29 protein-coding genes are annotated in these 26,850 nt (G+C 34.0%); 18 read left to right on the top strand and 11 right to left on the bottom strand.

Going from position 1 to position 26,850, the window contains the following annotated elements; translation table 11 throughout:
• Nucleotides 1–13 precede the first annotated feature (13 nt).
• The 4 genes from trbJ to LG402_RS11620 all read left to right on the top strand — a co-directional run bounded on the left by trbJ (nucleotide 14) and on the right by LG402_RS11620 (nucleotide 2,931).
• Nucleotides 14–760 (top strand): P-type conjugative transfer protein TrbJ, encoded by a 747-nt coding sequence (trbJ, locus tag LG402_RS11635; protein WP_227335470.1) that lies wholly within the window; start codon nucleotides 14–16, stop codon nucleotides 758–760.
• 10 nt (nucleotides 761–770) lie between these two features.
• Nucleotides 771–1,007 (top strand): entry exclusion lipoprotein TrbK, encoded by a 237-nt coding sequence (trbK, locus tag LG402_RS11630; protein ID WP_227335468.1) that lies wholly within the window; start codon nucleotides 771–773, stop codon nucleotides 1,005–1,007.
• 11 nt (nucleotides 1,008–1,018) lie between these two features.
• Nucleotides 1,019–2,356, top strand: coding sequence for a P-type conjugative transfer protein TrbL (gene trbL, locus LG402_RS11625; RefSeq protein ID WP_227335467.1), 1,338 nt, complete (start codon nucleotides 1,019–1,021; stop codon nucleotides 2,354–2,356).
• Between the two features lie 344 nt (nucleotides 2,357–2,700).
• Nucleotides 2,701–2,931, top strand: coding sequence for a type I toxin-antitoxin system ptaRNA1 family toxin (locus tag LG402_RS11620; protein ID WP_196544235.1), 231 nt, complete (start codon nucleotides 2,701–2,703; stop codon nucleotides 2,929–2,931).
• 49 nt (nucleotides 2,932–2,980) lie between these two features.
• Here LG402_RS11620 and LG402_RS11615 read toward each other — a convergent pair whose 3' ends face one another.
• The 6 genes from LG402_RS11615 to LG402_RS11590 form a co-directional block, all read right to left on the bottom strand.
• A complete protein-coding gene (locus tag LG402_RS11615) occupies nucleotides 2,981–3,277 on the bottom strand; it encodes a hypothetical protein (RefSeq protein ID WP_227335465.1) in 297 nt (98 codons plus the stop codon).
• Between the two features lie 63 nt (nucleotides 3,278–3,340).
• A complete protein-coding gene (locus LG402_RS11610; RefSeq protein ID WP_227335464.1) occupies nucleotides 3,341–4,249 on the bottom strand; it encodes a hypothetical protein in 909 nt (302 codons plus the stop codon).
• 638 nt (nucleotides 4,250–4,887) lie between these two features.
• Nucleotides 4,888–6,168: a radical SAM protein gene (locus LG402_RS11605; RefSeq protein ID WP_227335462.1), complete on the bottom strand. Its 1,281-nt coding sequence runs from the start codon at nucleotides 6,166–6,168 to the stop codon at nucleotides 4,888–4,890.
• Nucleotides 6,165–6,890: a hypothetical protein gene (locus tag LG402_RS11600; protein ID WP_227335461.1), complete on the bottom strand. Its 726-nt coding sequence runs from the start codon at nucleotides 6,888–6,890 to the stop codon at nucleotides 6,165–6,167. Before LG402_RS11600 ends, LG402_RS11605 begins: the two co-directional genes overlap by 4 nt.
• Before the next feature lie 884 nt (nucleotides 6,891–7,774).
• Nucleotides 7,775–8,398, bottom strand: a complete 624-nt coding sequence (locus tag LG402_RS11595) for an XRE family transcriptional regulator (RefSeq protein ID WP_227335459.1) — start codon at nucleotides 8,396–8,398, stop codon at nucleotides 7,775–7,777.
• A 221-nt stretch (nucleotides 8,399–8,619) separates the two neighbouring features.
• The gene (locus LG402_RS11590; RefSeq protein WP_227335458.1) at nucleotides 8,620–9,213 is read right to left on the bottom strand and encodes a hypothetical protein; all 594 of its coding nucleotides are present in this window, start codon (nucleotides 9,211–9,213) and stop codon (nucleotides 8,620–8,622) included.
• 147 nt (nucleotides 9,214–9,360) lie between these two features.
• On the opposite strand from LG402_RS11590, the gene LG402_RS11585 reads away from it, so the two are divergent.
• Both LG402_RS11585 and LG402_RS11580 read left to right on the top strand, forming a co-directional pair.
• Nucleotides 9,361–10,140, top strand: coding sequence for a DNA polymerase beta superfamily protein (locus tag LG402_RS11585; protein WP_166540542.1), 780 nt, complete (start codon nucleotides 9,361–9,363; stop codon nucleotides 10,138–10,140).
• Nucleotides 10,124–11,179, top strand: a complete 1,056-nt coding sequence (locus LG402_RS11580; protein ID WP_227335456.1) for a DNA polymerase beta superfamily protein — start codon at nucleotides 10,124–10,126, stop codon at nucleotides 11,177–11,179. The genes LG402_RS11585 and LG402_RS11580 overlap by 17 nt, the downstream gene beginning before the upstream one ends.
• A gap of 122 nt (nucleotides 11,180–11,301) precedes the next feature.
• Here the strand turns inward: LG402_RS11580 and sra are convergent, their stop codons facing one another.
• A complete protein-coding gene (gene sra, locus LG402_RS11575) occupies nucleotides 11,302–11,535 on the bottom strand; it encodes a stationary-phase-induced ribosome-associated protein (protein ID WP_227335454.1) in 234 nt (77 codons plus the stop codon).
• A 391-nt stretch (nucleotides 11,536–11,926) separates the two neighbouring features.
• A complete protein-coding gene (cutA, locus tag LG402_RS11570; protein ID WP_166540539.1) occupies nucleotides 11,927–12,235 on the bottom strand; it encodes a divalent-cation tolerance protein CutA in 309 nt (102 codons plus the stop codon).
• 371 nt (nucleotides 12,236–12,606) lie between these two features.
• Here cutA and LG402_RS11565 point away from each other — a divergent pair, with 371 nt between their 5' ends.
• The 4 genes from LG402_RS11565 (at nucleotide 12,607) to LG402_RS11550 (ending at nucleotide 16,098) form a co-directional block, all read left to right on the top strand.
• The gene (locus LG402_RS11565) at nucleotides 12,607–13,590 is read left to right on the top strand and encodes a sugar-binding transcriptional regulator (protein ID WP_166540538.1); all 984 of its coding nucleotides are present in this window, start codon (nucleotides 12,607–12,609) and stop codon (nucleotides 13,588–13,590) included.
• A gap of 254 nt (nucleotides 13,591–13,844) precedes the next feature.
• Nucleotides 13,845–14,600 (top strand): molybdate ABC transporter substrate-binding protein, encoded by a 756-nt coding sequence (modA, locus tag LG402_RS11560; protein WP_166540537.1) that lies wholly within the window; start codon nucleotides 13,845–13,847, stop codon nucleotides 14,598–14,600.
• Between the two features lie 101 nt (nucleotides 14,601–14,701).
• Nucleotides 14,702–15,478, top strand: coding sequence for an ABC transporter permease (locus LG402_RS11555; protein WP_109407692.1), 777 nt, complete (start codon nucleotides 14,702–14,704; stop codon nucleotides 15,476–15,478).
• The gene (locus LG402_RS11550) at nucleotides 15,472–16,098 is read left to right on the top strand and encodes an ABC transporter ATP-binding protein (protein WP_227335452.1); all 627 of its coding nucleotides are present in this window, start codon (nucleotides 15,472–15,474) and stop codon (nucleotides 16,096–16,098) included. Before LG402_RS11555 ends, LG402_RS11550 begins: the two co-directional genes overlap by 7 nt.
• A 21-nt stretch (nucleotides 16,099–16,119) precedes the next feature.
• On the opposite strand, the gene LG402_RS11545 is transcribed toward LG402_RS11550, so the two are convergent.
• Together LG402_RS11545 and LG402_RS11540 are read right to left on the bottom strand one after the other, a co-directional pair.
• The gene (locus LG402_RS11545; protein ID WP_109407690.1) at nucleotides 16,120–16,812 is read right to left on the bottom strand and encodes an XRE family transcriptional regulator; all 693 of its coding nucleotides are present in this window, start codon (nucleotides 16,810–16,812) and stop codon (nucleotides 16,120–16,122) included.
• A gap of 110 nt (nucleotides 16,813–16,922) precedes the next feature.
• Complete coding sequence (locus LG402_RS11540) at nucleotides 16,923–17,180, bottom strand: hypothetical protein (RefSeq protein WP_109407689.1); 258 nt, start codon at nucleotides 17,178–17,180, stop codon at nucleotides 16,923–16,925.
• Between the two features lie 812 nt (nucleotides 17,181–17,992).
• On the opposite strand from LG402_RS11540, the gene LG402_RS11535 reads away from it, so the two are divergent.
• From LG402_RS11535 to LG402_RS11520, 4 genes are all read left to right on the top strand, one after another.
• Nucleotides 17,993–18,400, top strand: coding sequence for a DUF4878 domain-containing protein (locus LG402_RS11535; RefSeq protein ID WP_166540535.1), 408 nt, complete (start codon nucleotides 17,993–17,995; stop codon nucleotides 18,398–18,400).
• Entirely contained in the window at nucleotides 18,397–18,954 is a 558-nt protein-coding gene (locus LG402_RS11530; protein ID WP_227335451.1) for a YiiX/YebB-like N1pC/P60 family cysteine hydrolase, read from the top strand. The genes LG402_RS11535 and LG402_RS11530 overlap by 4 nt, the downstream gene beginning before the upstream one ends.
• Before the next feature lie 255 nt (nucleotides 18,955–19,209).
• Complete coding sequence (locus tag LG402_RS11525) at nucleotides 19,210–19,923, top strand: RNA ligase family protein (RefSeq protein ID WP_227335449.1); 714 nt, start codon at nucleotides 19,210–19,212, stop codon at nucleotides 19,921–19,923.
• Nucleotides 19,910–21,046 carry an AAA family ATPase gene (locus LG402_RS11520; RefSeq protein ID WP_227335447.1) on the top strand — a complete coding sequence of 379 codons (1,137 nt, stop codon included), beginning with the start codon at nucleotides 19,910–19,912 and terminating at the stop codon, nucleotides 21,044–21,046. Before LG402_RS11525 ends, LG402_RS11520 begins: the two co-directional genes overlap by 14 nt.
• A gap of 151 nt (nucleotides 21,047–21,197) precedes the next feature.
• Here LG402_RS11520 and LG402_RS11515 read toward each other — a convergent pair whose 3' ends face one another.
• A complete protein-coding gene (locus tag LG402_RS11515) occupies nucleotides 21,198–21,689 on the bottom strand; it encodes a DUF4822 domain-containing protein (RefSeq protein ID WP_109407685.1) in 492 nt (163 codons plus the stop codon).
• A 1,016-nt stretch (nucleotides 21,690–22,705) separates the two neighbouring features.
• Here LG402_RS11515 and LG402_RS11510 point away from each other — a divergent pair.
• The 4 genes from LG402_RS11510 to LG402_RS11495 all read left to right on the top strand — a co-directional run bounded on the left by LG402_RS11510 (nucleotide 22,706) and on the right by LG402_RS11495 (nucleotide 26,819).
• Nucleotides 22,706–23,926 carry a PfkB family carbohydrate kinase gene (locus tag LG402_RS11510; RefSeq protein WP_227335445.1) on the top strand — a complete coding sequence of 407 codons (1,221 nt, stop codon included), beginning with the start codon at nucleotides 22,706–22,708 and terminating at the stop codon, nucleotides 23,924–23,926.
• 27 nt (nucleotides 23,927–23,953) lie between these two features.
• Nucleotides 23,954–24,691, top strand: coding sequence for a glutamine amidotransferase (locus tag LG402_RS11505; protein ID WP_166540531.1), 738 nt, complete (start codon nucleotides 23,954–23,956; stop codon nucleotides 24,689–24,691).
• 129 nt (nucleotides 24,692–24,820) lie between these two features.
• Nucleotides 24,821–25,777 carry a DMT family transporter gene (locus tag LG402_RS11500; RefSeq protein ID WP_166540530.1) on the top strand — a complete coding sequence of 319 codons (957 nt, stop codon included), beginning with the start codon at nucleotides 24,821–24,823 and terminating at the stop codon, nucleotides 25,775–25,777.
• A gap of 10 nt (nucleotides 25,778–25,787) precedes the next feature.
• The gene (locus tag LG402_RS11495; protein ID WP_166540529.1) at nucleotides 25,788–26,819 is read left to right on the top strand and encodes a phosphotriesterase; all 1,032 of its coding nucleotides are present in this window, start codon (nucleotides 25,788–25,790) and stop codon (nucleotides 26,817–26,819) included.
• Nucleotides 26,820–26,850 lie beyond the last annotated feature (31 nt).

The raw sequence follows: 26,850 nt of genomic DNA, 5'->3' as shown, positions 1-26,850 counted from the left end.
AGCGGCTAAAATTATGTTTGTCGCTTCAATTACAACTGTGACTTACATACAGTCACCAATTGCTATGTCAGCAGGCATTCCCGTACTTGATGGTACGAATTTAAGCCAGAACATTATGTCTGCTATGGAAGCTGTAGCCCAAACAGCGAAGCAAATTGAACAGTATCAAACTCAACTACAACAATATGAAAATCAATTACAAAATACATTAGCACCTGCGGCTTATATCTGGGATCAAGCTCAAACTACGATTGATAATTTATTACAAGCAACAGATACACTTCAGCACTATCAGAATCAATTAGGAAGCTTAGATGCATACCTGAGTAAATTCCAGGATGTTTCATATTATCGGGGATCTCCTTGTTTCAATGGGACAGGTGGATGTACGCCATCAGAAAAAAAAGCAATGGAAGAAAATCGCATATTGGCTTTTGAATCGCAGAAGTCTGCGAATGATGCGCTATTTCGTGGATTAGATCAGCAGCAAAAAAATATACAAGCAGATGCAAGGCAATTACAACGTTTACAGCAAGCAGCCCAGGGAGCGAATGGACAATTAGCGGCAATTGGTTATGCAAACCAATTGGCGAGTAATCAGGCAAACCAGTTATTACAAATTCGTAGTTTATTAATTACTCAGCAGAATGCCGCTGCGGCTAGACTATCCTCTGAACTGGATGATGAGGCTCGCGGTGCAGCAAGAGAAAAGCAATTACGGACATGGAATTATCAACCAAGCCCAACCGATAATTATTGAGGTAATAAATATGAATAATTTATTTTTTATCGTGTTGACTTTATTTTGTATTTTTTTAACTGGGTGTGAAAGGACAATAATAGAGGCTGATAAAATAACATGCCATGAAGATAATTATGAAAAGTCTTTATCGGAAATTAAAGACAAGAGTTCACAGGAAATATTTATTGGTGAATGTAACTCCATAAGAAAATCAAAGGAAATGAGAGGGTGGAAATTTAAATCAAGTCCAGAAGACAACTTTTAAGGGAATAAATTATGAAAATCACTATCTCATGTTGTTTCTTAATTATATTAGGATTATTTCCTGATATTGCATTAGCTCAAGAATTAAGTAGTAGCGGGGTGATGAATGATGTTCTCAATCGTTTTCATAGCGCAGCTTCAACTTGGGCTCCAACAATAGAAGGCGCTGCCAGTCGGTTATTTTGGACATTAGTAACCATTTCTATGGTGTGGACGTTTGGCATGATGGCGCTACGTAAAGCGGATATTGGTGAGTTCTTTGCTGAACTGGTTCGTTTTACTATTTTCACTGGTTTCTATTGGTGGCTACTCTCGAATGCAACACACGGAATGAATATAGCAGGTTCAATAGTGGATTCATTGCAACAGTTGGGAGCTGAGGCGGGAGGGCTTGGCAGTAGTAAATTAGGCCCTTCCAGCATTCTTGACATGGGCTTTGAATTATATGACAGGACTGTTGAGGCAACTTCAGAACTAAGCTGGAAGGAGTTTGCCACAGCTTTAATGATGGAACTAATGGCATTGGCAGTACTGGTTGTATTAGCCATTATCTCAGTGAATTTATTATTACTGTTAGCTGCCAGTTGGATTTTGCTATACGCAGGCGTGTTTTTCCTTGGTTTTGGCGGCTCCAGATGGACTTCTGACATGGCAATTAACTATTACAAATCCATCCTTGGTATTGCTTCACAGCTATTGTCTATGGTGCTTATCGTCGCTATTGGTAAGCAATTTTTGCTGGATTATCACAATAAAATCAGTGAGAACATGGCAAGCCAGGAATTAGCCGTAATGTTAGTTATTTCTCTTTGCTTACTGTTTTTAGTGAACAAGGTTCCACCGATGATTTCAAGTTTAGTTTCTGGCGGTAATATTGGAACGATGGGGATTGGTTCATTCGGTGCTGGAGCCGCGATGGGGACAGTAATGACAGCAGCAAGTATGGGTGCTGCGGGGATGAAAATAGCAGGTGGTGCGATAGCAAGCGGGGCTGCTAATGCGACTAGTGGTATCAGTGCGATAAAGGCGGCTTTTGAGCAAGCACAAAGTAGCATGGCAGATGGAACAATGCCAAGTGGAGGAAGTGAGACAACACAAAATAGAAGTGGTGGGTCTAATACTGATTCAGGAGATTCACCTTTCAGTAAGGCTGCTGGTTTCGATGGCACGGATAGATCTTCTGTAAGCACCCAAAACCGTACTAAGGATGCAGATTCATCAATTCGTGATGATATGGCCGAGTTTTCCGATAATGCTTTGTCAGGAGATGATAAACACAGCATGAATCAATCAACTACTGATAATGATGAGGTTAGTGACTTTGTTAATCGTAACAAATCAGATAAATAGAGGTATTGAACATGAAACAAAGTAGCTTCTTGGTCGCATTCGATTTGCTCGACTAGACTGCAGATTTAAATGTAAAAGTTGCCTATGAGCCGATTGATATTATCCCCGCTGAAGAAAAAGCAGATGCGACAGAAGAAATAGCTAATTTCATTAAAAAGCGTGAAATTGAAGTTAAAAATGAGGAATTTTGTAGTGAACTAGCCGGTAATGTGTTTGAGGGAAAATCGGAAGATAGTCCATTTTCAATAGCTGCGGAGCTTACTAGCTAGTGTTTTTAAAGCACGCAGGCCAGTGATGGTGCACTGACCTGCATTTTCACAGACCACCTGAATATGAGGTGATATATGACAGCTCCACATAATACAGAAGTTCAAAAAACAATTCATCACGTAGCGAGCGAACTGGCAGCGTTAGAGTTTATAAATCAAGATGCTGCACGCGAGATCTCACAAGTTGCCGAAGCGGTTGCCAATATGTTTACGGTGCTTTATTACCAAGCAGAAACTGGAGATGCAACAAAACAGGATTTTCAGGAAGCACAGGCTAAGCTTCAGGAAGTGTTGTTAACATTATGATATTCGACTCCAAGGCGGCAATTAGCCGCCTTTTCATCTGCTGAAGCAGTTAGCTCTGCCGAAAATATTGATTTTTTCTTCTGGAGTTATGTTTCCAGCTTTTTCCAAGCTTATAAGTCATTGTTGGGTAGTCATCCCAGGGAGTGGCCAATTGCTTTCCCCTAGCAGAGCGCAGTCTTAACGGGTAATCTTTATATTCAAATTTGTGTAAAAAGTAGTAACCTTTCTCTTGTTTGGTACTGAAATGTTTATGTATCCAACTGCGAAGGAAAGGGTAGTATTTCCATTCCCTTTTTATTCCAAAATAAGTTTCAGGGTTCTGGTACTGCAATTTTAGTTTTTTCATAGTGCTCCTAGGTTTCTTTAAGTTACCTAGAAGTGATCTTTTGCGAAGTAGTTCATATATCTCTTATTCATATTCCCATCCCCATGAATGTAAACATTGAATTGCATGAAGAAGGGTGCATATATAAATACTTTTAGAAATGAAGAAAGGATATTTTCCGCAAATGGTTTTATCAATTTCCTCAGAAAAATGTATATGGCTTAGTGTATTTAATATTGTTTGTGTTCTTTTAATTTCATTAAAAAGAAGGTGAGATTCTTTTAGTTGAAAATGTTCTTTATTTCCTTGAGTGATTAATTCCCTAAGGTGGTTGCTACTTTTTGAAAAATCAAGCTTTAGTCTGCTATATAATTGATTAAAAGAGTGTGTTTCTTTTTGTAGACTATTTGCTAGCTCTTGTATTTTATACTGTGAAGTTCTTGATTTTACCTCTGATACTAGGTCGCAAAAATAAATATCATTAAGTAAATCTATTTCTAAATATTTATTTGGATTTAAAATATATTGTGAATTTATAACTTCTCTAAAAGAGTGTTTTCCAAAAATATGCTCAGTAGGATTTAGATTATCTTCAATGAAAGATATTTGAAGTAGGCGCCGAGATATGTTTTCTGCTGTTTGCCAGCCTAGCTGACCTTGGAATGTGCGAAAAACCATTTCAGAACTTTCATGAAGTAAATGTCTTAAAGGTCTATTTGCATTGTGATTAACATCATACTGGTCGAAATGATTAATTATATTAACCAATATTCTTCCTGCTAACGTACTTAGTTCCTTAAGGTCGCTACTATGTTTTTTTTGTATTTTAGTAAGCGCTTTTCTATAATCCGAGTGGTATTGAGATAGTTGAGAACGATAGTTATTAATATGACTCGCTTTTGCAAGTTCACTTTGTTTTTTAGTATATAACATACTGAATATAGAAACAATTAGTGCAGCAATAGCTAAAAAATCTGATAGTCCAATATTCATAACTCGATAGATCCTTACGCTTTTCACTTACCTTGAATATACAATCACTAGCTATTCTCAATTTTGGGAAACCTAATAATAAATAGAAATTTCAAGATCCCTTTTCGTTAGTGGTAATATTATAACGGTATCCTAAGATTTGGTACAATCTTTGAACGAGAGGTGGTATTTTTACAGAGGTATCCTAAATAGCTGCGCGGAATAGTGCTCCACTTTTGGACAGACTTTGCACGGCAAGGCATCAGGACTGTGTCCCTTGTCTGGCCGTGCTGCATTGGGCTTAAGATGAGTTGCTCATGTGCAACATGCTACCCATCAGTAAACGGCTGGTGTAGCGGTATTAGACGCAGCTATTTAGGCATAGGCTATGTAAGCTTATAAGCGAATAACGAGGTCAGCCGGTTGAACAATAAAGTAAGATGCTGCTCGTTTGACAGATGTAAGCAGTTAGAAAGTACAGGAGTTGATAATGGTGGTCACATAATAAATACTGAAACTGTAGCTCATTTCTGGGTAAAATCTTATTAGAATAAAAGAACTAATATCGTTTTTTGATATTGGGAAAGATAAGTTGATTTATCCATCAAAAGTTCGTTGTTGTTAAATTTTTCTCTAAGATAGAGTAATTTTTTACCCTTCTAAAATACATTGCATAGCTTTGAAAGCTGTTGGGTAGTATTATTATTCAAGTTACGTATATCAGAGTATTTTGAAATCGTTCGAATAAAAACTGGAAGATTATTACTATCTACTTCATCTGTTATTTGAATACCATCGAAGTATCCGGGATTGTAGATACCTAACTTTCCAGCCCACATTTCTTGGAGATAGCTCAACCATTCAGGCTTAGTTGTATCTATAATAGAGAGCCTAGCTTTTGAGTTTAAATAGGTAGATATGGCGCTATTGGGTATCCAATCAGATAGATAATCTTCAAAATATAATTTTTCGCCAATAGACCTTGATTTTGCTAAAGATACTATGTTGGCAGTAAAGTAATTCGAATTTTTCAAATACAAATTTGATGCAGAACAGCATGCATTCCCGTCAGAGTGTAGAAGTAAATCATTATCAGCAAAGCCAAAAGTCATTCCTTTATCTCTAACTTGTAATGCAATTTTTGTTAAGTTGAATACTCTATATTCAGCAGGAAGAGAATATTCACGCCCTTGTCTTGTAGCCCCTGATTTTATATAAAAATCAATGGGATTTCCGCCTAAGAGGCGGGTTAATTCTCTGCCAAAATTCTTATTCGCATCTATTGGACACTTTAAATACTCAGCAGATATATGTTTTACGTTTGATGAAACAGCTAAATCTAAAATGTAATTGAAGAACTCTTCATGTCCTGGAATTATTGGTTGAAACCTAAAACAGACAGGAATACCTATACTATCAAGTATCTTAGCTGAATTAGCTAGGTTTTGTATTGATACGCATCCACGATCAATTTTATGCTTTTGTTCAGGATTTACTATCGTAGTCGAAAACCTAACATAAATATTAGAGCCAGAAATAACATCCATGTAATCATCACGGGTTATATCATTGCTTTTTGTACTGATAATAACTGGATAATTAAATTCTTTTAGAATTTTCAAATATTCCAAAGTGATTTTTTCTTTAGATTCTAGCTTAGTAAATGGATCTGTCATACCACCAAGCTGAAAGGGAATTCGCCGTTCTATTAGTTCGTCGAGAGCGGAATTAACTTTACCATTTGACACTCGATCCAATCTATCTAAAAGAGAGGATGGGTTGCTAATCTTTAATTCACTGCGTCGACCATAACCTTGTCTTGTGGAAGCAAAGCAATACTCACAAGAATATTGGCAACGATTATAAGGATCTAAGCGAAGCGGGGTTGCGCAGAAACCTACTTGGCTAGTTAAGCCTGCATAATATTTATATGACTTCATCTATTGCCAAATCCTAATATCCAATCCTTTACGAATATTGCACCATTGAATATGTGCTCACCCAAAACCAATAAGAAAAGTAATAAGCTAATTATTAGTAGTACTTTTATAATAAAGCGTACTATATAATGACTTTCCGAATATCTGCCAAAGAGTTCATAGAAAACATCTTTTTCTGATTCGTTATTGCAGGTTGATGAAAGTATTGGCATTCCAAATTCATAGGATGTATTATCTACCTTAAATTGAAGTACAGTCTGTTTCTCTTCGACTACAGGTGAGTCACATAATTCTTTGTCTATATTCTCTTTCAATCGAGTTAAGTACTTTTTAGCATTAAGCCGTTCAACCAATTTTTGTTTTTGCTTATTGGTTGCGATTTTTAATAATTCATGAGTCTCCCAAGTAAGCCATCTTGGGTGATTGTTGTATGAGCGGTACTCAGAAAAACTATTGTATTTTTGAACAAACTTGGGACAAAAGAATTTAAACAAACCCAAAGCAATCACAAAAAACAATGAAGAAAGCCAAAGTAATTGCCAATGAAATGGGAGAGTTAGCTCAATTTTATATTCAACTCCCATAAGAGTTATTGGTAATGGGTTTGGTAGTTGGTCTATAAATCCAGCAATTATGGGTACTAACGAGAACCATACAATAAGGTACCGAAGTATAATTAGTTGAAAAAAAGTTTGGTAGTCTTCCCATCTATCGACTTTCATTCATTTCTCCTTTAACACCCAAGCCAGCATTTGTCATGTGTTGATTAATATACTGAGGACATTAATTCTACAGTAAATTAGCTCTAGAAGGTACTTTTAAAGTAAATGGATAGGTGTTGGTTCTATCTTGTGTCTAATACACCAATTTATTTTTCTTAATAATTAGCATGTTAAGCTTATTAATCCGTAGATGCAAACTCGATTTGGGTCCAAAATAGGTTATAGGCTTTAGATCAAGAATTAGCACAACCTATTCTTACTCGCATTGACATACTGTTACTTAGTCAAGGATTTACTAGGATTTGAAGCACGGAGTATTTTATTATCAGGTCAACGTTGATCTGGCTTGTTAGTCGACTAGGCTATTGATTTTAGCACAGGTTAAAATCAATGAGCTAATCCTTTCTTTTGTTTGGGTTATTTCTCAACGTATAATCTTTGGAGAGCACTAGTAGTTCTTAAGGCTTGTATGAAAAATAATCTAATGATATCTCCACTGTTTCTTATTGGGAACTCACGTTTTGACACAGTATTTTAAATTGTTAGTGATAAGTTGAAAGCACAAACCGAATAAAACTACATTTGAGCTGCGTTTACTCACAGTGAAAATACGAAATATGAGCTTCGTGATGGTATGGCAAAATCCTCTATATGACCAAAGCTGAGCTAAAACGTCGGTGAGCAGCAAAAAATCAAAAAAAATTCTGAGTATGGTATAGATGATGGTATCAAGTAAAGTTACCCTTATAACTAACTGTTATTTATTGGTAATATTTACTCATTGATATTAGAGTGGGAATAAAATACCGTTTATCAGTAATAGTTGATAAAGGTTAAAAAACCAATAGCCATCAGTAAGTTACTGGTGGCTTTTTTGTATATTTCTATTCATTAGTGATAGGATTATTTTTATGAATTATAAATTCAATAAAGTTTTGAATTGATATTTGCTCACTTAAAGGTAATTTAGAATAGGCTTTTCTATCGTAATTAATAGCACTTTTATCATTTTTAGGAATTAATAATTCATAAGCTTGGCGATCCATTGCTTTAGCTATAGCATCAATACTTTCAGCGGTCGCACTGGCTTCACAATTAATAATGCGGTTAACCGTTGATTGCGCAAGACCAGAGTCAACAGAGAGTTTAACTCTTGACTTGATACCATCGTTTAACATGAATGTTGTGATGTTATCTGAGAGTATCTTGCCAATTTCTGTTGGAATATATTCTTCTTTTTCTGATCCCGCATGACCTTCTTTTAAATGGTCTACATCCATCCAATATTTGCTAATTCTAGTTACATATTCAACTTTGCGTGACATTGGTTCGGTGAGTTCGCGGTGGCTTTTTAAACCTTTTGGTGATAGGTAACGAGAGATCATACTTGGTGCTACACCTAACGCATCAGCAAGTAGTTTTTGTTTGCCGTTGTAGTAGCGTTCAATAATATAGATCAGATTGTCTCTTCTAATTTCAGCAATGCTTCTTACATCGTTAGTATTCATAGAGAACTCCAATAGATAAAACCATAAAAGGATATTTTGAATCCAAGTGTAACCACTTTGGTTATTTTTATCTATAGTAATTTGCATCTGATTTAAAGGTTGCTCAATGATTTTTTTATTAATGTTTTCACTGACTCAACAAAATCTTGCTATATCGGGTAAATGGCAATTACTGCACTCCAATAAGTTTAATATAACAGGAAGAATAATGATTAAATTCATTAGTATGAACTCCCACCCCCAACAAGCTTCCTTAATTCTTTTCTAATATCTTCTTTAAACCATGTATTGTTATAAATAACAACTATTCCATCGATATTATCCGCTAAAATAATCTCAGTTTTAATATCCCTTTTATCTAATAATGTTTGCATATGTTGTAAATAACGGCGTTTACCAGTAAACCAATTTTTATTAATAGTAAGTAAATTTATAGCATAAATATATCCGCATCCTATCCATTGTTTTAAATGAAGTAATGAGATTTTATTTTCTTTGGAAAAAGTAGGGCGAAGAAGATAAAATTGACCACATGCAGTTTGGGCATCATAAATATCTTGCAGAAAATCCTCAACACTTTCTCCACTACCAACGATATCAATTTTACCCGTAGAGGTATCCACTAAATAGGCATTCACACCAACATAACAATATTCTAATTGATTATAAATTACATAACGTTCAGAGTTACAACGGATTATCCAAAAATCTTGTTTAGGCGATAACTCACAAAAATAAATAGCAAATTGTTCACCACAAGGTGATGAATGACAGTGATTAAGAACGATATCTTGTGCTTGTTGTGAGGTTATCATTTTAATTTATAAACCACCTAATTACACATGGGTAAAATGAGAATTTGACTAAGTTTGTATTGGCTTATGTCTGTGTTATAACCATAGAATATTAGCGTTGAGATGTAAATTAGTGAAAAAAGTCAAAAATAAGGAGATAAGGACATCATGCATAATGAGATATTAAAAAAATTACCGCAAATAGAACAAGAGCATCAAGTTAAATTACTTTATGTTGCAGAAAGTGGAAGTCGAGCTTGGGGATTTGCCTCAACAAATAGTGATTACGATGTACGAGGTATTTTTATACGCCCGCGTAATGCTTATCTTTCTATCGATAAACCTAAAGAGACTTTCGAATGGATAGAAAATAGCTGGTTTGATGTCGGTGCTTGGGATATTACCAAAGGACTACACCTATTACGGAAATCGAACTGTATATTATTAGAATGGCTTCAATCACCAATAATTTATCAACAATATCCTAATGTTCAAAAAGAGTTGTTTGAACTGGCAAAGCTCTATTACCAGCCAAAAGTAATTGTTCATCATTATAGAGGGATAGCTAAAGTTGTGAGTGGCTATTTTCCAGAAGATAAAACAAGAAATGAAGCTGATGCAAAACCTATAAAATTAAAAAAATGGTTCTATCTATTACGCTCTTTGCTGTCGGCTTATTGGACAGTAAAAACAGGTGATATCCCACCTATGGAGCTAAATAAATTGATAAAAATCTTATCTGTTGAAGAACAAAAAGTTATCCACGAATTAGTAGAATTTAAATCAGATAAAGATGAGCATTTTACTTGGGTACCAACGGAAACAATGCAACATCTAATCTTTTTTTTATGGCAAGAAACAGATGTGCAATTAGCAAAGCGAGAAATACCAGATAATGATGTTTTAAATAATTGGTTTAGGAAAAAATTAGATGAAACTGACAATTGAAGATATAAAGCCTTACCTTTTATTTGAAAGCATTGCGGGAAGCCGTTCACATAATCTTGCGACAGAAACATCTGATACAGATATTAAAGGTGTATTTTATCTCCCTAAAGATCTTTTCTACGGATTGGAGTACACACCACAAGTTAGCAATAAAACCAATGATATAGTTTATTATGAGCTTGGCCGATTTATTGAATTGTTATGTGCTTCGAATCCAAATATTTTAGAATTATTGAATTCACCAGAACAAGTCGTTATTTATCGACACCCATTAATGTCATTAATAAAGCCGGAGTGGTTTTTGTCTAAAACCTGCATTCAAACATTTGTTCATTACGCGGAAGGACAAATCAAGAAATCTCAAGGATTAAATAAAAAGATCGTCAATCCAGTCGAAAAGCAATTAAAGACTATTCTAGATTTTTGTTATGTGATTGAAGGTGGAAAAACGATACAAGTTAATTCTTGGTTAGATAGTCGCCACTGGAAACAAGAGCAACTAGGGTTAGCTAAATTAGCTCATGCTCAAGATTTATATGCGATGTATTATGATGATACTTCTCTTTTTCAGGGGATCATTAAAAAAGAGAATGCCAATGATGTATTGTTAAGCAGTATTCCTAAAGAAGCTAAAGTGCAAGGTTACCTGAGTTTTAATAAGGAAGGGTATAGCGCATACCGTAAGCAATATCATGATTACTGGCAGTGGGTTGAACAACGTAATGATGCACGTTACCAGAAAAATATTGATCACGGGCGAAGTTACGATAGCAAAAATATGATGCATACATTTAGATTGTTGTATGTTGCTTTAGGGATTGCACAAGAAAGTAAAGTAAAAGTTTGGCGTGATAATAGAGATGAACTATTAGCAATTAAAGCAGGTCAATTTAGTTATGATGAATTATTACTGCGTAGCAAAACTCTGATAAGAGATATTCAAAACGCATTTAAATTAAGTTGTTTACCAGAAGAAATTAATTATCAATCAGCAAAATTAGCGCTGATAAATATCAGAAAAGAACTTTATAAACTATAGATGAATAAATTAATTTAGAGTTTAATATCCCTTACATAACGTAAGGGATATGCTATTTATTAATAATTTAGTTATAAATTGATATGATAACTATTTATAAAATAGCGTTAACGTATAAAAATTTAATTAGTCGCAAGATACTCTGGGTAAGCATCTGTCAGCTTCATATATATACATTTATTCTCTGCTTTTTTTCTAAAATCTTGCTTTAAACAGACTTGAGCCATACTTTTTAGCTCAGCAGGTAAGTTCTCAGCATCAGTAGAGGCAATAATGGAAAAACGCACTTTCTTTTTAGACCGACTTAAATTATAAGGTAAACCTAAAATACGTCTTGCGACTCTGTTTGTTTTCACAACTCACTCCTTTTCATGTGTAATTTAGAGAAAGCGTATTGAGTATAGCAGATAATAACGAGAATAAGATGTTGGTAAATCTATTAAATTAGAATTTAAAACTGTTTATCTTCTATTTTTAAAAAATAGAGAATGAAAATATAAAATAATTACTTTTTATGATTTTTCATAAACAAGCTAATATTCAAGATTATTTCTATAAAAGATTGAATGCTTATGATTATATACATGTAAATATTAAAGTGGATTCATTGATAATAAGAACATATATTTAATATTAACGTGACTATACTTGTCTAACAATTGAGACATTGAAATATTTGTTATTAACAAACTATTATCATCTTCATAAAAATAATTAAAAAAGCTTTCTATAAAAGCGAATATTATTTTAATTCAACGATTGGTGTATCCAATTAAGATAACCTTTAAAACCATTTTCAATCGGTATTATAATAACCTCAGGAGTATCATAAGGATGTATTTCGATAATTGCATCAATTAAAACGTGTTGCTTGCTTTTTTCGGATTTAATCATCATAAGTACTTCATTATCTTCAATAATTTCATTATTCCAATGATAAATAGATTTTACATGGGGTATCAGATTTACACAGGCAGCCAGTTTTGCGTTGATGAGATAGTGAGCGATTTCATTAGCAATCATTTCATTTGGTGCAGTTGAGTATGCAATTATCATTGTTTTTCCTTTTGATATGAATCTATTTATTAACATTGGTGACTAGATTTGGGTGATTTTAATTTTACCAAAATAAAACTTTTTAAAACTTAAAGCTAATATTTTTATTTTTATCGAAATAAAACGGTATTTTCAAAAAAAACTTTCTCGTTATGAACCGTTTACGGCATTATTAAGGGCTTTTTACGTATTATGAGGTTCTTGTAGTAAAGAAAAATATCAGGGTGCCGATATTATTAGTAGATTAATAGAATGTATCTATTTGTGTTATAAGGCTTAATATAAGCAAAGATATTTTCATCTTCAATAATATCTCTAATATAAAATAAATTAATTAGTCAAAAGATTTATAAAAATTTGTGGGGTTTAAAATGGATAATAATTCGCTAAAGAACGCGAGTTTATTTGATAATGATCCCGTTCTCTATGCTGCGTGGCTTTACTATCAGGACGGACTCAGTCAAAGTGAAGTTGCAAATATTATGGGTGTTTCCCGAGTCACAGTCGTGAAATATTTGCATTTAGCTAGAGAAAAAGGATTCGTAAATATTAGTTTAGATTCATCAGTATTTTCTACGATTGATTATGCAATCAGAATAAAAGCAAAATTCGATCTTAATAATGTGCTTATTTTACCTGATGAAGAAAAAAATAAATCGCAACATACATTAAATATGAACAGAGAAAGACTAGCGAAAGCAGGAGCGATGTATCTTTCTCAAATAATGGGTGATGATGACATTTTAGGTGTCGCTTGGGGACGAACAATTTATAAGTTAGGTAATTATCTTCCACCCAAATCACTAAAGAATGTCACCGTACTACAAATGATAGGTGCTGTTGCACCACAACCTGATTTTAAAACGGCAGAAGCTGCTGCATTAATTGCAAATAAATTATCAGGATGCAGTATTAATTTACATGTGCCTGCTGTCGTTTCGAGTGCACGTTTAGCAATGGAGCTTCAAGCTGAGCCTATTATTAGACGTAATTTTTCAGCGCTGAATCAATGTAATAAAGCACTTTTTGTTGTGGGTAATACATTGGATGATAATCCTCTAGTGACAACCGGCGTGTTAACCAGCGGTGAAATGGCGCAATACCGTGATTTGGGTGCTGTAGGGGTGATTTGCGGACGCTTTTATGATGTGCAAGGCAATCCTCTGGTTTCTGATATTGACCTTAGGATAATGGGAATAAGCTTAGCTCAGTTAAGGCAAATACCGCAGCGACTTTTTATCGCCGGAGGTGTGGAAAATATTCAAGCAACAATAGGTGTGATAAAAGGAGGTTACGCTACTGATATTGTTATTGATGAAGTGACGGCCTTGGCATTATTAGAGTTAGAAAGCTAATAATAAAATCCTCGTGAATACGGGGATTTGTTGGCGAGCTACTACTTTTATAAGCTACTTATTTCTGATAGAAATGAACATATTGAAGTGTTTATTTTAATCAGCTTCTTTTGTAAAACTCATAGATAAATAAAAGGGTAAAAATGATAAGTTGTTAACATTTTTCTCTTTTTTTATATGAGCCTCTTGCCTTAAACTCTTATATCATTCATTATATAAAAAATTATATAACGATAGTTAGGGTTACCTATTTTATGAAACGTCAATTACTCGCTGGCTTAGGGCTAGCACTAGGATTAATTTGTCATAATACACTGGCAGCTGAGCTTCATCTTTATGCTGGTGCTGGTTTAAAACAACCAGTAGAACAAGTTGTTACTGTATTTGAAAAAGAAACTGGAAATAAAGTCACTATTGAGTATGGCGGTTCAGGTCAAATATTAACACGCTTTAATTTAACTAAGCAGGGAGATCTATTTTTTCCTGGCTCACAAGATTATGTGGAAAAGTTAGATAAAGAAGGGCAGGTTGTTAACCAATATTCTATTGTTCGCCATATTCCCGTAATTGCTGTACGCAAAGATAAAGTGGGCGATATTAAAACGTTAGAAGATCTTGCAAACAGTTCATTAAAGCTAGGTATGGGTGATGCTAAAGCTATAGCATTAGGAAAAAGTGGCGAACAACTTATTGATGCATCAGGTCAAGGTGATAAATTACGCGACAAAGTAGTTGTACGTACAGCAACGATTAAACAATTGCTTATGTATTTACTTAATGGCGAAGTGGATGCCGCTATTATTGGATATGCAGATGCAATGAAAAACCAAGATAAATTGGTTTTACTTCCAGTACCAGAAGGTAGTCCTGAAGAAGTAGCAACTCTGGCAATTTTAAAAACATCAGCAAATCCAAAAGAAGCACAATTACTTGCTGATTATTTTACACGTGCAGAGGGTATAAAAGCTTTTACTGATTATGGTTTTCTTCCTGTAATTTCGAAACCATAGATTTTTTTCTCACATAAATTGTGTTTTTTCGCCACCAACTCACTGGTGGCTTTTTTCATTATTACAGCAAAATAAATTTTATTTTTAGAAAAGGAAATAACGTGTTTCGTTGGGCATTAATTCCACTTTTTTTATTGTTATTTCTGATCTTAGGATCACTAATTGCATTAATATGCCAACTTTCATATGTTGAGCTTAGACAAGTCATTACTGATCCTGAATTTCATTTTGCTATTGGTATGTCACTTAGTACGGCATTAACTTCTTTATGTTTGGCAATTATCTTAGGTGTACCTGCCGCATGGGCAATGGCAAGAATTCCTTTTAAAGGACATCGCTTTATTGATGCGTTATTAGACTTACCTTTGGTTACTCCTCCATTAGTTATCGGTATCGGGTTATTATTATTGTTAGGAAATCAGGGACCTTTAACGGGTGTTTTTCCTGAATTATCGCGCTCTCTTTTTTCACCGTTAGGTATTATTATTGCTCAAACTTATGTTGCTAGTGCGATTATTATGAGAAATAGCCTCTCTGCCTTCAAGTCTGTTGATCCCGCTTATATTCAAACTGCGCAAAATTTAGGATTAACACCAACAAAAACATTTTTCTTGATTGAAATACCATTGTGTTGGCCAGCTTTAATGAGTGGAAGCATTATTGCATTTTCTAGAGCTTTAGGTGAGTTTGGCGCTACATTAATGTTAGCCGGTGCAACAAGATTAAAAACAGAAACGTTACCTATGGCAATTTATCTAAATATCGCCAGTGGAGACTTCACTTTGGCAATAGGTTGTGCGCTTGTTCTTATCGCTATTGCGATTACTTTATTATTTGCATTGCATCGTTTACAGCGAGAAAGGAAGGCATCATGTTAGAAATTCATTCATTAACATCGGGTATATTAAAAGATGTCTCGTTAAAGGTAGAGAAAGGAACTTGTTTAGGAATAAGTGGTACATCAGGAAGCGGTAAAACTACACTTTTAAATGCGATTGCTGGATATACTTCGTACTCTGGAGATATCTACCTTGCAAATAAAAATATAAATGAACAGCCAGTGTGGTTGCGTTCCTGTCGATATTTAAATCAACGGCTTTATTTATTTCCATTTATGACGGTGACTCAAAATTTATGGTTAGCGCAATATGGTGCAAAACAGAAACGAAGCAAGGAGAGAGAAAGGGCGATATTAGAGCAGATGGGAATTGAACATCTTGCTACACGTTATCCTTATCAAATTTCAGGAGGAGAACAACAACGCGTGGCTTTGGCAAGAGCTCTTATTAGCCAACCCAAACTTTTACTACTGGATGAACCTTTTTCGAGTTTGGATTGGGAAACACGTTATCAGCTTTGGGATTTAATTGATTCCTTAAAATCTAAGGAAATAACGATGATCATGGTTACTCATGAACCTCGTGAAATCAGAGCGCTAGCAGATAAAACGGTTTTATTGTCTAAAGGACAAGTTGTTACTGAAAATTCAATACGTTGAAATTATTGCTTTGATTATTGATTACCAAGCCATTACTGACCAATGGATGATACGGCCCATAATTTTTACAGAATCAGTTTCCGCTGATTCGTCAGGGAATTCGTCTTTATTATAGCTACGTATAATTAATTTGCCGCCTGGTTGACGATAAAGCAGTTTTATTCTGAATAAGGCATCTTGTTCGATAGCATAAATGCCACCATCAACAATGCGTGTGTTGCCTGTATCAACAGTGACCGTTGATCCATTTGGGATAACGGGAGACATACTATCACCATAAACAGAAAAACAAATGACATTTTGTGAGGAAGCGCCATAACGGCGTAATGTGCTTTTAGAAAATCTCAATTTATATCCGTTATGATCTTCGTTAGTACAACAACCATCACCAGCCGCAAGTTCAATACTTTTAAAGTAGGGGATTTCTACTTCATCAGCACCTAAAGGGGTATTGCTATCCCATTCACTAACAGGTTGCCATTCATTTTCAGGTGGAATTTCAGAAGCAACATTAGGTTGCTCTTCACCTTCTAATAGCCAAGCTAAATCACAATTTAATGCTTTTGCTAATTCAGGTAAAAAACGAGGACGTTTAGTTTTGCCACTTTCTAGCTGTTCAATAGATTGCTGTGTGGTATTTGCTAAAGTAGCAAGTTCTGACTGTGTTAAACCTAACGCAATGCGCTTGTCTTTGGTTCGTTTCGCAATAGACATTAGTGACTCCTAATACGTGTCCTTACATATTCAAGTACAAAGAGTATATCGTAAAAAGAAAACAAATTAAATTGTATTTTATCTTAATAATAAAATTAAGGGTAGGTTAACTACTTAATTTGGAAAACATCATCTGCACTGTTTGGTGGCGTGAGATAAGGATTTTCATCAGTAACATCAGGATCTCTTAAGACTTCTCCACAGAAAATAATAAGGTCAGGTCTTTTTTGTTTTAAGTAGTTAAGTCGAGTTGTGCATTCATCTTTAGTATAAATAGTTTCTGTAACAGGAACTGCATCGCAAGAATCATTTCCACAAGGACTTACCAATAACACGTAACCGACCAGCATGAGCTGTGAAGTAAACATAAAATATCCTTTTAACTATTCATGTTTGGTCATCAAAATCAGACAGCTAGATTACCTATTTGTTGATAAAAAAGCAGTTTCTATTTGTCTTAAATAGGATTAATGATGCAAAAAGGTGTATGTGATCACAATTTTTCTAGTGTTTGTTTGTATTTATTAGTGATGTGTTATAGGCAAGTAGCTCAAATAATAGGGATGAATACGAGAAAATATATTGTGAAAACAAATAGAATTGTTTTTTAACATGATTTAATGTTGTAATATTGTTATTAATGTATTGGGTTGATACATCTCATAAAATATTAATATAAATAATGCTGGTTAAGTAGATAAATTAGGACTCATTACATTATATTTAGTCTAAATTAAAGTAGTTACTATAATAAATAGCGAATAATTTTATTTTAAAGATCTTTTTAAAATATTGGTGCTTAGTATTCTTAATCTTTATCTTTAATAGGTTATTAAAAAACGAAAAAGTTAGATAATTCGATAGAGTGAGGTTTTTAATATATTGATTTATAATAATAAAAATGGTTATTTTATGGTGTTGTTTGTGAGTGTTTAAAATGTTCTTTTTATGAATACTGAAAGGCTATTTTAAAGTAATTTCTTTTCAAAAATAAATAATGATATAAAAATATGCCGAAATTTATTTTTATCACGTATAATTTAATAGAGAAAAAGTTAAAGTCGTGTTCTTTGTTGAGTTAATTATTAAATAATGTATTAATTATCTTATATCTTAATATAGGACATCTTTTTATAAGTTTCATCGGTCAAAGAATATCATGCTAAGGTAAGGATAAATTATGTTAAAAAAAGTCATGGGAGCCCTATTTTTTATATTTGCAATAATAACACTATCAGCGTGTGGTGATAAAACAGATGATCCGGGTCAGGCTGCAGTTGCATTTGTTGAAGCGATTGCTGCAGGGAATAGTGATAAAGTTATTTCATTAATTTACTTAAGCGAAATGCAAGGAGATCCAAATGCTGAACAATTTAAACGTAAATTTAAAATGATTGTAGAGGAAACGGGTAAGCAAGTTAAAAAGCAAGGTGGCTTGAGTAAAGTTGAAATTATCAGCGTTGAATATAGTGAAGATAAAAATAGTGCGATTGTGACATTAAAAACTAAATTAAAAGATGGTGTGGAAAAAACTCAAGCACAAGAGATGATTAATGTTGATGGTAAATGGAAAGTTAATTTTAAGTGATTACTCGTGCCTTTACTATTTTAATTTTATTCTTAGCGGGTGCATTTTATGCGCTCGCTTTACCTCTTGATTTAAAAAATGGAGATTTAGTTTTTCGTGAAGGTGATGAAGTTATTAGTGAAATAATTAAGCAAGTTGATAGAAGTGGATTTAGTCACGTAGGAATGGTGTGGATTTCAGATAATGGTATTAAAGTGATCCATTCAACACCAAGTGAGCATATAGGTATTAAAGATGGTGTTACCATTGATAATATAGACTTCTTTATTAGTCGAGCAAAACCCAATACTGTTCGTTTTTATCAAGTAAAAGGAAGCGAGGAAGCTAGAAATAATGCCGTAAAGATCGTATTAAAGCGCGTGGGAGAAAACTTTAGCATTTATTCCAAGCAAGGGGTTTATTGTACAGAATTAGTTGCTGATGCATGGCTAAAAGCGGGGGTATCTATTTCAACAGGAACTCAAACATTAGATATGCCGTTTATTTCAGATACTCCTCTTATTTTTCCTGAAAATTTAATTAATTCTGAAAATGTAATTCTTTATCCTCAATAAACGCTATGATTAGCTTCTTTTCAAATCTCTACTAATACAAAGAGACAAATAAATTTGAAGATTAAATATCTAGCTCTTTTTGAAACTTACATGTAATATCCCTCCAGATTTATTTCCTTTCCCTTTTGATTATTTAGGTTGTAGTTATGTAATACGCATTAAGGCACTGAAGTCACGGTGCAGAAACAGAAAATTCACTTACCGAATAACTAGTTAAATTTGGTAGAACCTCTGTTACTTAATGAGTACAAGATAATGAATAATCAATCACAAAAATATGATAGAACCTATCACTATCCTTTTTCACCAGGCACAACAAACGACGATCGTATAAATGCGCAATGGTGGCAGGATATTTGCCAAATAAAACATCTTATCCATACAGAAAAGTTGGATGGAGAAAATAATTGCCTAAATAAAATGGGAGTTTTTGCTCGCTCTCATGCTACACCAACGCAATCCGCATGGACTTCTCAATTGCGTCAACGTTGGCAAATGATGAAAAACGATTTAGGTGAGTTAGATATTTTTGGTGAAAATCTATACGCCATTCATTCTATTGAATATGCACACTTAGAAGAATATTTTTATGTGTTTGCGGTTCGTTATAAAGATAAATGGCTAGGTTGGGAAGAAGTGCAGTTTTATGCTTCTCTGTTTGATCTTCCTACAGTGCCAGAAATTAAATTGCCGGAATGTCGGGATAAAACAGAGTTTGAAAATATGATTGTTTCACAAGCCAAACAGGCGAGTTTTTTTCAATCTCAAGATGTTTTAACACAAAAACCAAGCCCAATGGAAGGTATTGTGACACGAGATGCTCAGTCATTTTCTTTAAATGATTTTTCTCATCGCGTTTTTAAATATGTTAGAAAAGATCATGTAAAAACGGATGTTCATTGGAAAAAAAACTGGCGACGTGCTCCGTTAATCTGGGAAAAAACACAGGGATTTCATGATGCTTCATAAGAAATTACACACTGAGATGTCATGGGAACACCTCTGTGAATTATACGATGAAATTAGTGATATGGCAGGTGTTATGCAGGACCCTATTCATCATGCAGAAGGTGATGTGGCGATACATACACAAAGAGTAATCAATTCAGTTAAATCATTACCTGAATATGGAACCCTGACAGAAAGAGAGCAACAAATTTTATGGATCTCGGCACTTCTTCATGATGTAGAAAAACGTTCTACAACACGGGAAGAAGAGGGGCGTATTATTTCTCCGGGTCATGCGCGTAAAGGTGAATTAACAACACGTTGTTTTCTCTACGAAAAAGTACCTTTAACTTTTGCCGATAGAGAGCAAATTGCAGCTTTAGTTCGCTTTCATGGATTACCTTTGTGGGTAATGGATAAGCCTGATCCTAAAAAAGCATTACTTGCAGCATCGTTAAGAGTGGATTGTTATTTGTTGGCCTTACTGGCTAAGGCAGATATTTTAGGACGAGATTGTGATGATAAACAAGGGCTTTTTGATAAAATTACGTTATTTACACTTTATTGTGAAGAGTTAAATTGTTGGCGTAAACCTGCTCCATTTTCTTCAAATAAAGCCTGTTTTCACTATTTTCATACAGAGAATAGTACTGATTGTAATTATGAGCCTTATCCTGAAAAAGGAAGTGACGTCACGGTGCTTTGTGGGTTACCTGGGATGGGAAAAGATACCTATATTCGCCAATATTGTGCAGATATTCCTATCGTGAGTTTAGATGAGCTACGCCGCCAACATAATATTAAACCTGATAATCGAGATGCTAATGGTTGGATAGCACAACAAGCAAAAGAGCAAGCTCGAGTTTATTTACGAGAGCATAAACCTTTTGTTTGGAATGCTACTAATATTACAAGAAAAATGCGAGATCAGCTGATCTCTTTGTTTTATCGTTATAATGCAAAAATAACGCTGGTTTACATTGAAGTGCCTTATGCTCAATGGCAAAAGCAAAATAATGCAAGGAACGAAGTGGTACCTATTAAAGTAATGGATCGTATGTTAAGTAAATTGGAAGTTCCAACACCAGAAGAAGCACATAAAGTAATTTATTGGATTGAAGGAAAATCACAAACCTTGATTTAATTTAGTGGGTTAATTTTGGTGTTTAGCATCATTCAAATAGTTACATGAGAAGTACGCTATAACCATAAAGCAAGGGCTATTTTGTTTCTACAAAATAGCCCTTTTTCTTGTTTATGAGGGATTTATTGGCAGGTAAAACAACGTATTAAATTTATTTTTTAATATGATGCACAATATCGAAATAGGTGTTGCGATCTTCAGCGTTTGGATAAATACGATAAGTATATTCATCATTTTTAATCGTGATATTTTCTACATCACGGGTAAACAACGTCTTACCATTAGTGTCTTTAGCAACTAAGGTACGTATTTTACCATCATCTGACATAGACCAATCGCCTTGCATTTTCTGTTTACCTTCCGGTGTAAACATAATAAATGTGCCATTAGGATAATATTCAGCAAGGCCAAAATAATTACTCACTTGGGCATTATCTGCGTCTGTTTTATTGCCTTTTTCATCAATCGCCTCGGTCGTTACCCAGACTTTTTCTATCATGAGTTTCTCATAGTTATTTAGTTCTTTTTGAGCTTGAATAACACCTTGAGCTTGCATATTAGTGGATGATGTTGAATTCTCAGCGGCAAAAAGAGAAAAGCTAGCGCTTAATAATGAGATTGCGATAAGTGATTTTATTTTCATTTATATATCCTTATTTTACGTTATACTTTTTGTCAGGAATTTATGTTGTGTCTGACGATATGTATAAATTTAGGCATAAAATGGATGAAGTGCGAGGAAAGAAGTATGACAAAATGTTTCTGATAAAAAGGTTAACTGACAAAAATAATTAGCGATAAATATCGCTCGTGTGGTTTTTTTTAATCTTATTCTCTGATTTTATTCTTATCCTAGTGATAATTACTTCAAACTGGGCGTGTAAAAAACGAATAGTCTTCATTAATGGCAAGTAAAAAAAATAAAATTCCTGTTTGATTTACAAAACAAAATTAAAGTTTGACTAAATGATGTATTAAATAGACAAAGCATAATGGATTTTTTTGATAAAAATCGCTAGAAAAAAATATAAATTCAAAAAATAAGTTTTATTTCTCCTAAAAAAGAACTTTGCTATCTGACTTAACGTAATCAAGATCACAAAAATGAAAGATAGAAATTGAGTATTTTTTTATCATTGCGTTTATATTTCTTAACTAAATCATTTTAATTTATAGAGAGAGAACGATTTCCATGTAAATATAATAATTAAAATCTATTCATTATAAGAATATTGTTAAAATAGCAATCATAAGTATAGTTAATGTATCATCTAGTTCAATTAAATCGTATTTGAATTAAGTAATATTACTTATTTTTATGCAGGGTTAAATTTGTTTTTTTTAACCTATTATCTTTAAAAGTAAATTTTATTTTTTTGTTTTAAATTATATTTTCATTCATAGTAAATAAATAAATTTTAGTATTAAATTTTTTTATGATAAATAAATTAAAAATAAATAATTTATCGAATAAGTTTTTTCTTAAAAAATTAAAATATTTATTAAATAATTTTACTATTGCTGTTTTTTATTTCTGTTTACTTTTGTTTTTCATTTTTTATTTCTGTTTTTTTTTGCTTTTAACAAATAACATATGATTGTAATCACAATCCCATAATAACCAATAAACTAAAGTTGTTGATATAGAGGGAACATTAAATGAAAGCAGAACGTCATAAAAAAATAATTAATCTGATTAAAGGTAATGGTGCAGTAAAAGTTTCTTTCTTAGCGAAAGAACTTGATGTTACCAAAGAAATAATACGTTCAGATTTAAATAAACTAGCTGAAAAAGGAATTATAAAAAGATGCCATGGTGGCGCTTTTATAGAATTTGAAACGTTGGATAAAGTTGCTAAGAAAGAAATCATACAATTTCTAGAGTGTAATGATCAAATTGATAAAAGCGATTTAGTGAATAAAATAGCAATCAATAAAGTATGTGTACTTGGCTCATTTAATGTCGATATGATTAGCTATTTGCCTAGATTACCAGAAGCTGGGGAATCCTTATTATCGAATAAGTTTATCTTTTCACCAGGCGGTAAAGGTTGTAATCAAGCACTCGCTGCAAGCTATGCTGATGCACAAGTGCACTTTATTACCAAAATAGGTACTGATCAATTTAGTGATTATGCAGTTAATTTTATATCGTCTTCAAGAATAAAAACATCAACGATATATCAAACTGAAAATTATCAAACAGGTACAGCCTCTATTTTTGTTTCAGAGGAAAGTGGCGAAAATATTATTTCCATTTACTCTGGTTCTAACATGGATATCTCTGCAGATGAAGTGAAAATACAGAAAGATAAAATTATTGATGCAGACATTATATTATTACAGTTAGAAACGAATATTGAAGCATTAAAAGAAATTATTGCTATTGGAAATGAAAATAATATTCCTATTATTCTTAATCCAGCGCCTTATAACAAAATAGTTAATGAATTACTTCCTATGGTAGATATATTAACACCTAATGAAACGGAAGCGAGTTTATTATCTGGAATAGAAGTTCTGGACATAGGATCTGCAAAGAATGCAGCAGTTTCTATTTATCAACAAGGTGTAAATAAGGTAGTTATTACGCTAGGTAGTAAAGGTTCGTTAGCTTACGACGGATATAAATATATTTATTCACCAGCATATCCGGCAGTGGTAAAGAATACCGCAGGGGCAGGTGACGCTTTTAATGGTGCGCTCGCTGCCTCATTGGCAAAAGGAAAGCAGTTTTCTTATGCGTTACGCTATGCATCAGCTTTTTCATCATTAGCTGTTGAGACGAGTAATGCTTCAGAAATGCCTGAAGATATTAATGTCATGCATCGCATCAATCAAACAACATATTCACAGATTGTCACCCAATCCCCCGAATAAATAATCTTTTTTGAAAGAGGAATCAAAATGAAAATCTTATTTATTGGTGAGTCATGGCATATTCATATGATCCACTCTAAAGGCTACGACAGTTTCACATCCAGCAAATATGAAGAAGGTTCAACGTTCTTATTAAGTTGCTTAAGAGAGAATGGTATTGAAGTCGATTATATGCCTGCTCATACCGTTCAGGTTGCTTTTCCACAAACAGCAGAATCATTGGCTAAATACGATGTCATTGTCATCAGTGATATTGGTGCAAATACGTTCCTTCTGCAAAACGATACTTTTTACAATATGAAAGTTATTCCTAATGCATTGGGATTAATTAAAGAGTTTGTAGCGAATGGCGGCGGCTTATTAATGATTGGTGGTTACCTGTCATTTATGGGGATTGAAGCTAAAGCAAACTACAAAAATACATTACTTGCAGAAGTTCTACCTGTCGAAATGCTAGATGGTGACGATCGTGTTGAAGCGCCTGAAGGTGTATTTGCAAGTGCCGTAAATGCTGAACACGTATCAGTGAAAGGTTTTGGTGAATGGCCAATGTTCCTTGGCTATAACAAAGTTTCAGCTAAAGAGAATACAGAAACTGTATTAAATATTGGCGAAGATCCATTACTGGTATTTGGTCAATTCAAAAAAGGGAAAACAAGTTGCTTTATGAGTGACTGTTCACCGCACTGGGGGAGTAAACAGTTTTTAGCATGGCCACATTATACCGATATGTGGGTCAACATTCTTAATCAAATAGCACGTTAGTTTGAATTAAAAATGACTGTTATAAAAAGTAAAAAGCGCAGAGTTGCAGCTCTGCGCAAATAAAAAATCGATTACTTAAAAAATAAAAAAAGAAATCACTCATAACCAATAATCCAAAAGGAACGTCTTATGAGTACAAAAAATTTATCAGTGCCCTTACTAATGTTAGCAACGGTGTTAGCGGGCATGCTATCACCAATGCAATCTGCGGTTAATGGTGAGTTAGGACACGTTTTAAACGATGGTAACGCTTGTGCAGTTATCTCTTTTGGCGGTGGTTTAGTGGTAATGTTTTTTATCATTATATCGAAAAAACAGTACCGTCAACAATTTGCTTCAATACCAAGTTTAATTAAAACACGTAAAATCCCATTATGGAACTGGCTTGCCGGTCTTTGTGGTGCGATGGTTGATTTCTCTGAAGGAGCTTCGGCAAGTGTATTAGGGATTGCTACATTCCAAACGGCATTAATTTCGGGAATGATATTGTCAGGTTTATTGTGTGACCGCTTTGGTGTGGGTGTGGATGAGAAAAAATATTTCACGCCATACCGTGTATTAGGTGCAGTGTTGGCCGTTGTTGCAACTCTATTGGTTGTTTATCCACAATGGCAATCAACGTCATTTATTTATTTAGCTAGCTTACCTTTCATTGCAGGTTTATTGGCCGGTTGGCAGCCAGCGGGTAACTCTAAAGTAGCAGAAGCAACGGGTTCTGTGATGGTGTCTATCACTTGGAACTTTATTGTTGGCTTTGCTATTTTAGCGATTGTTTTAGTTATTCGTATGGCATTAGGCCATATCACAATTGAATTACCTGGAACATGGTGGATGTATTTAGGTGGTCCTTTAGGACTGATGTCTATCGCATTAATGGCTATTTTAGTGCGTGGTTTAGGCTTGCTGATGTTAGGTGTTGCATCCACAGCGGGTCAGTTATTAGGTTCTGTCTTAATTGATCTGCTATTACCTGCATTAGGCAATACCGTTTATTTAATGACAATTATCGGTACATTATTTGCGTTAGTGGGCGCGATTGTAACCACAATCCCTGAATTTAGAGCCACTAAGTCAGCGAAAGCATAGGAGTAACATGATGAAAGATTATATTCAAACTGTGATGGGCCCCGTTAAAAAAGAAAATATGGGGCTGACATTACCTCATGAACATCTATTTAATGATCTCTCTAGTGTTGTTGATGAACCTTTTTATGAGTTCTCGCATGTATTAGTTGATAAAAAAGTCAGTGCAGATATTCAATGGGGACTAAAATACGATCCTTATTGTTGTTGCGATAACATGGATGAAAAGCCAATTGATGATGTTATTTTTGAATTAAATAATTTTAAAGAATTAGGTGGCGGAACAATTGTTGATGCAACGGGTTCTTCATCCATTGGTCGTGATATTAGAAAGCTAAGACAAGTTGCAGAAATAACAGGAATTAATATTGTTGCATCCTCAGGACTTTATATCGAAAAATTTGAAGGTCAACGTCTTGCTGATGATATAGAAGCAATGGTGAAAATTATTGATGACGAATTAAATGTCGGCATTGATGGTACAGATATTCGTGCAGGAATGATTGGTGAAATTGGGGTTTCTCCTTTCTTTACTAACGGTGAAAAAAATAGCTTACGTGCAGCAGCAATTGCTCAAAATAATAATCCTCATGTTTCTATGAATATTCATATGCCAGGCTGGCAACGTCGTGGTGATGAAGTTTTAGATATTCTGTTATCTGAAATGGGCTGTAACCCGGCTAAAATTTCATTGGCACACTCTGATCCCTCGGGTAAAGATATTGATTATCAATGCAAAATGCTAGATCGCGGTGTTTGGCTTGAGTTTGATATGATTGGCCTTGATATCTCTTTCCCTAAAGAGGGCGCTGCGCCAAGTGTTATGGATACTGTTGAAGCTGTCGCAACCTTAATTGAAAGAGGTTATGGTAGCCAAATTGTATTAAGCCATGATGTGTTTTTAAAACAAATGTGGGCAAAAAATGGGGGAAATGGCTGGGGATTTGTTCCGAATGTATTCCTTTCATTATTAGCTCAACGTGGTATCGATAACTCTATTATTAAAAAGTTATGCGTTGATAATCCAGCAAATTTATTGGCTTAAATCTGAGTTCAAATAAATAACAATAAACATA

The organism is Proteus sp. NMG38-2, from assembly GCF_020640995.1.
Classification (GTDB): domain Bacteria; phylum Pseudomonadota; class Gammaproteobacteria; order Enterobacterales; family Enterobacteriaceae; genus Proteus.
Note: the sequence above shows the minus strand (reverse complement) of the source record. Positions and strands in the feature narration are given on the sequence as shown.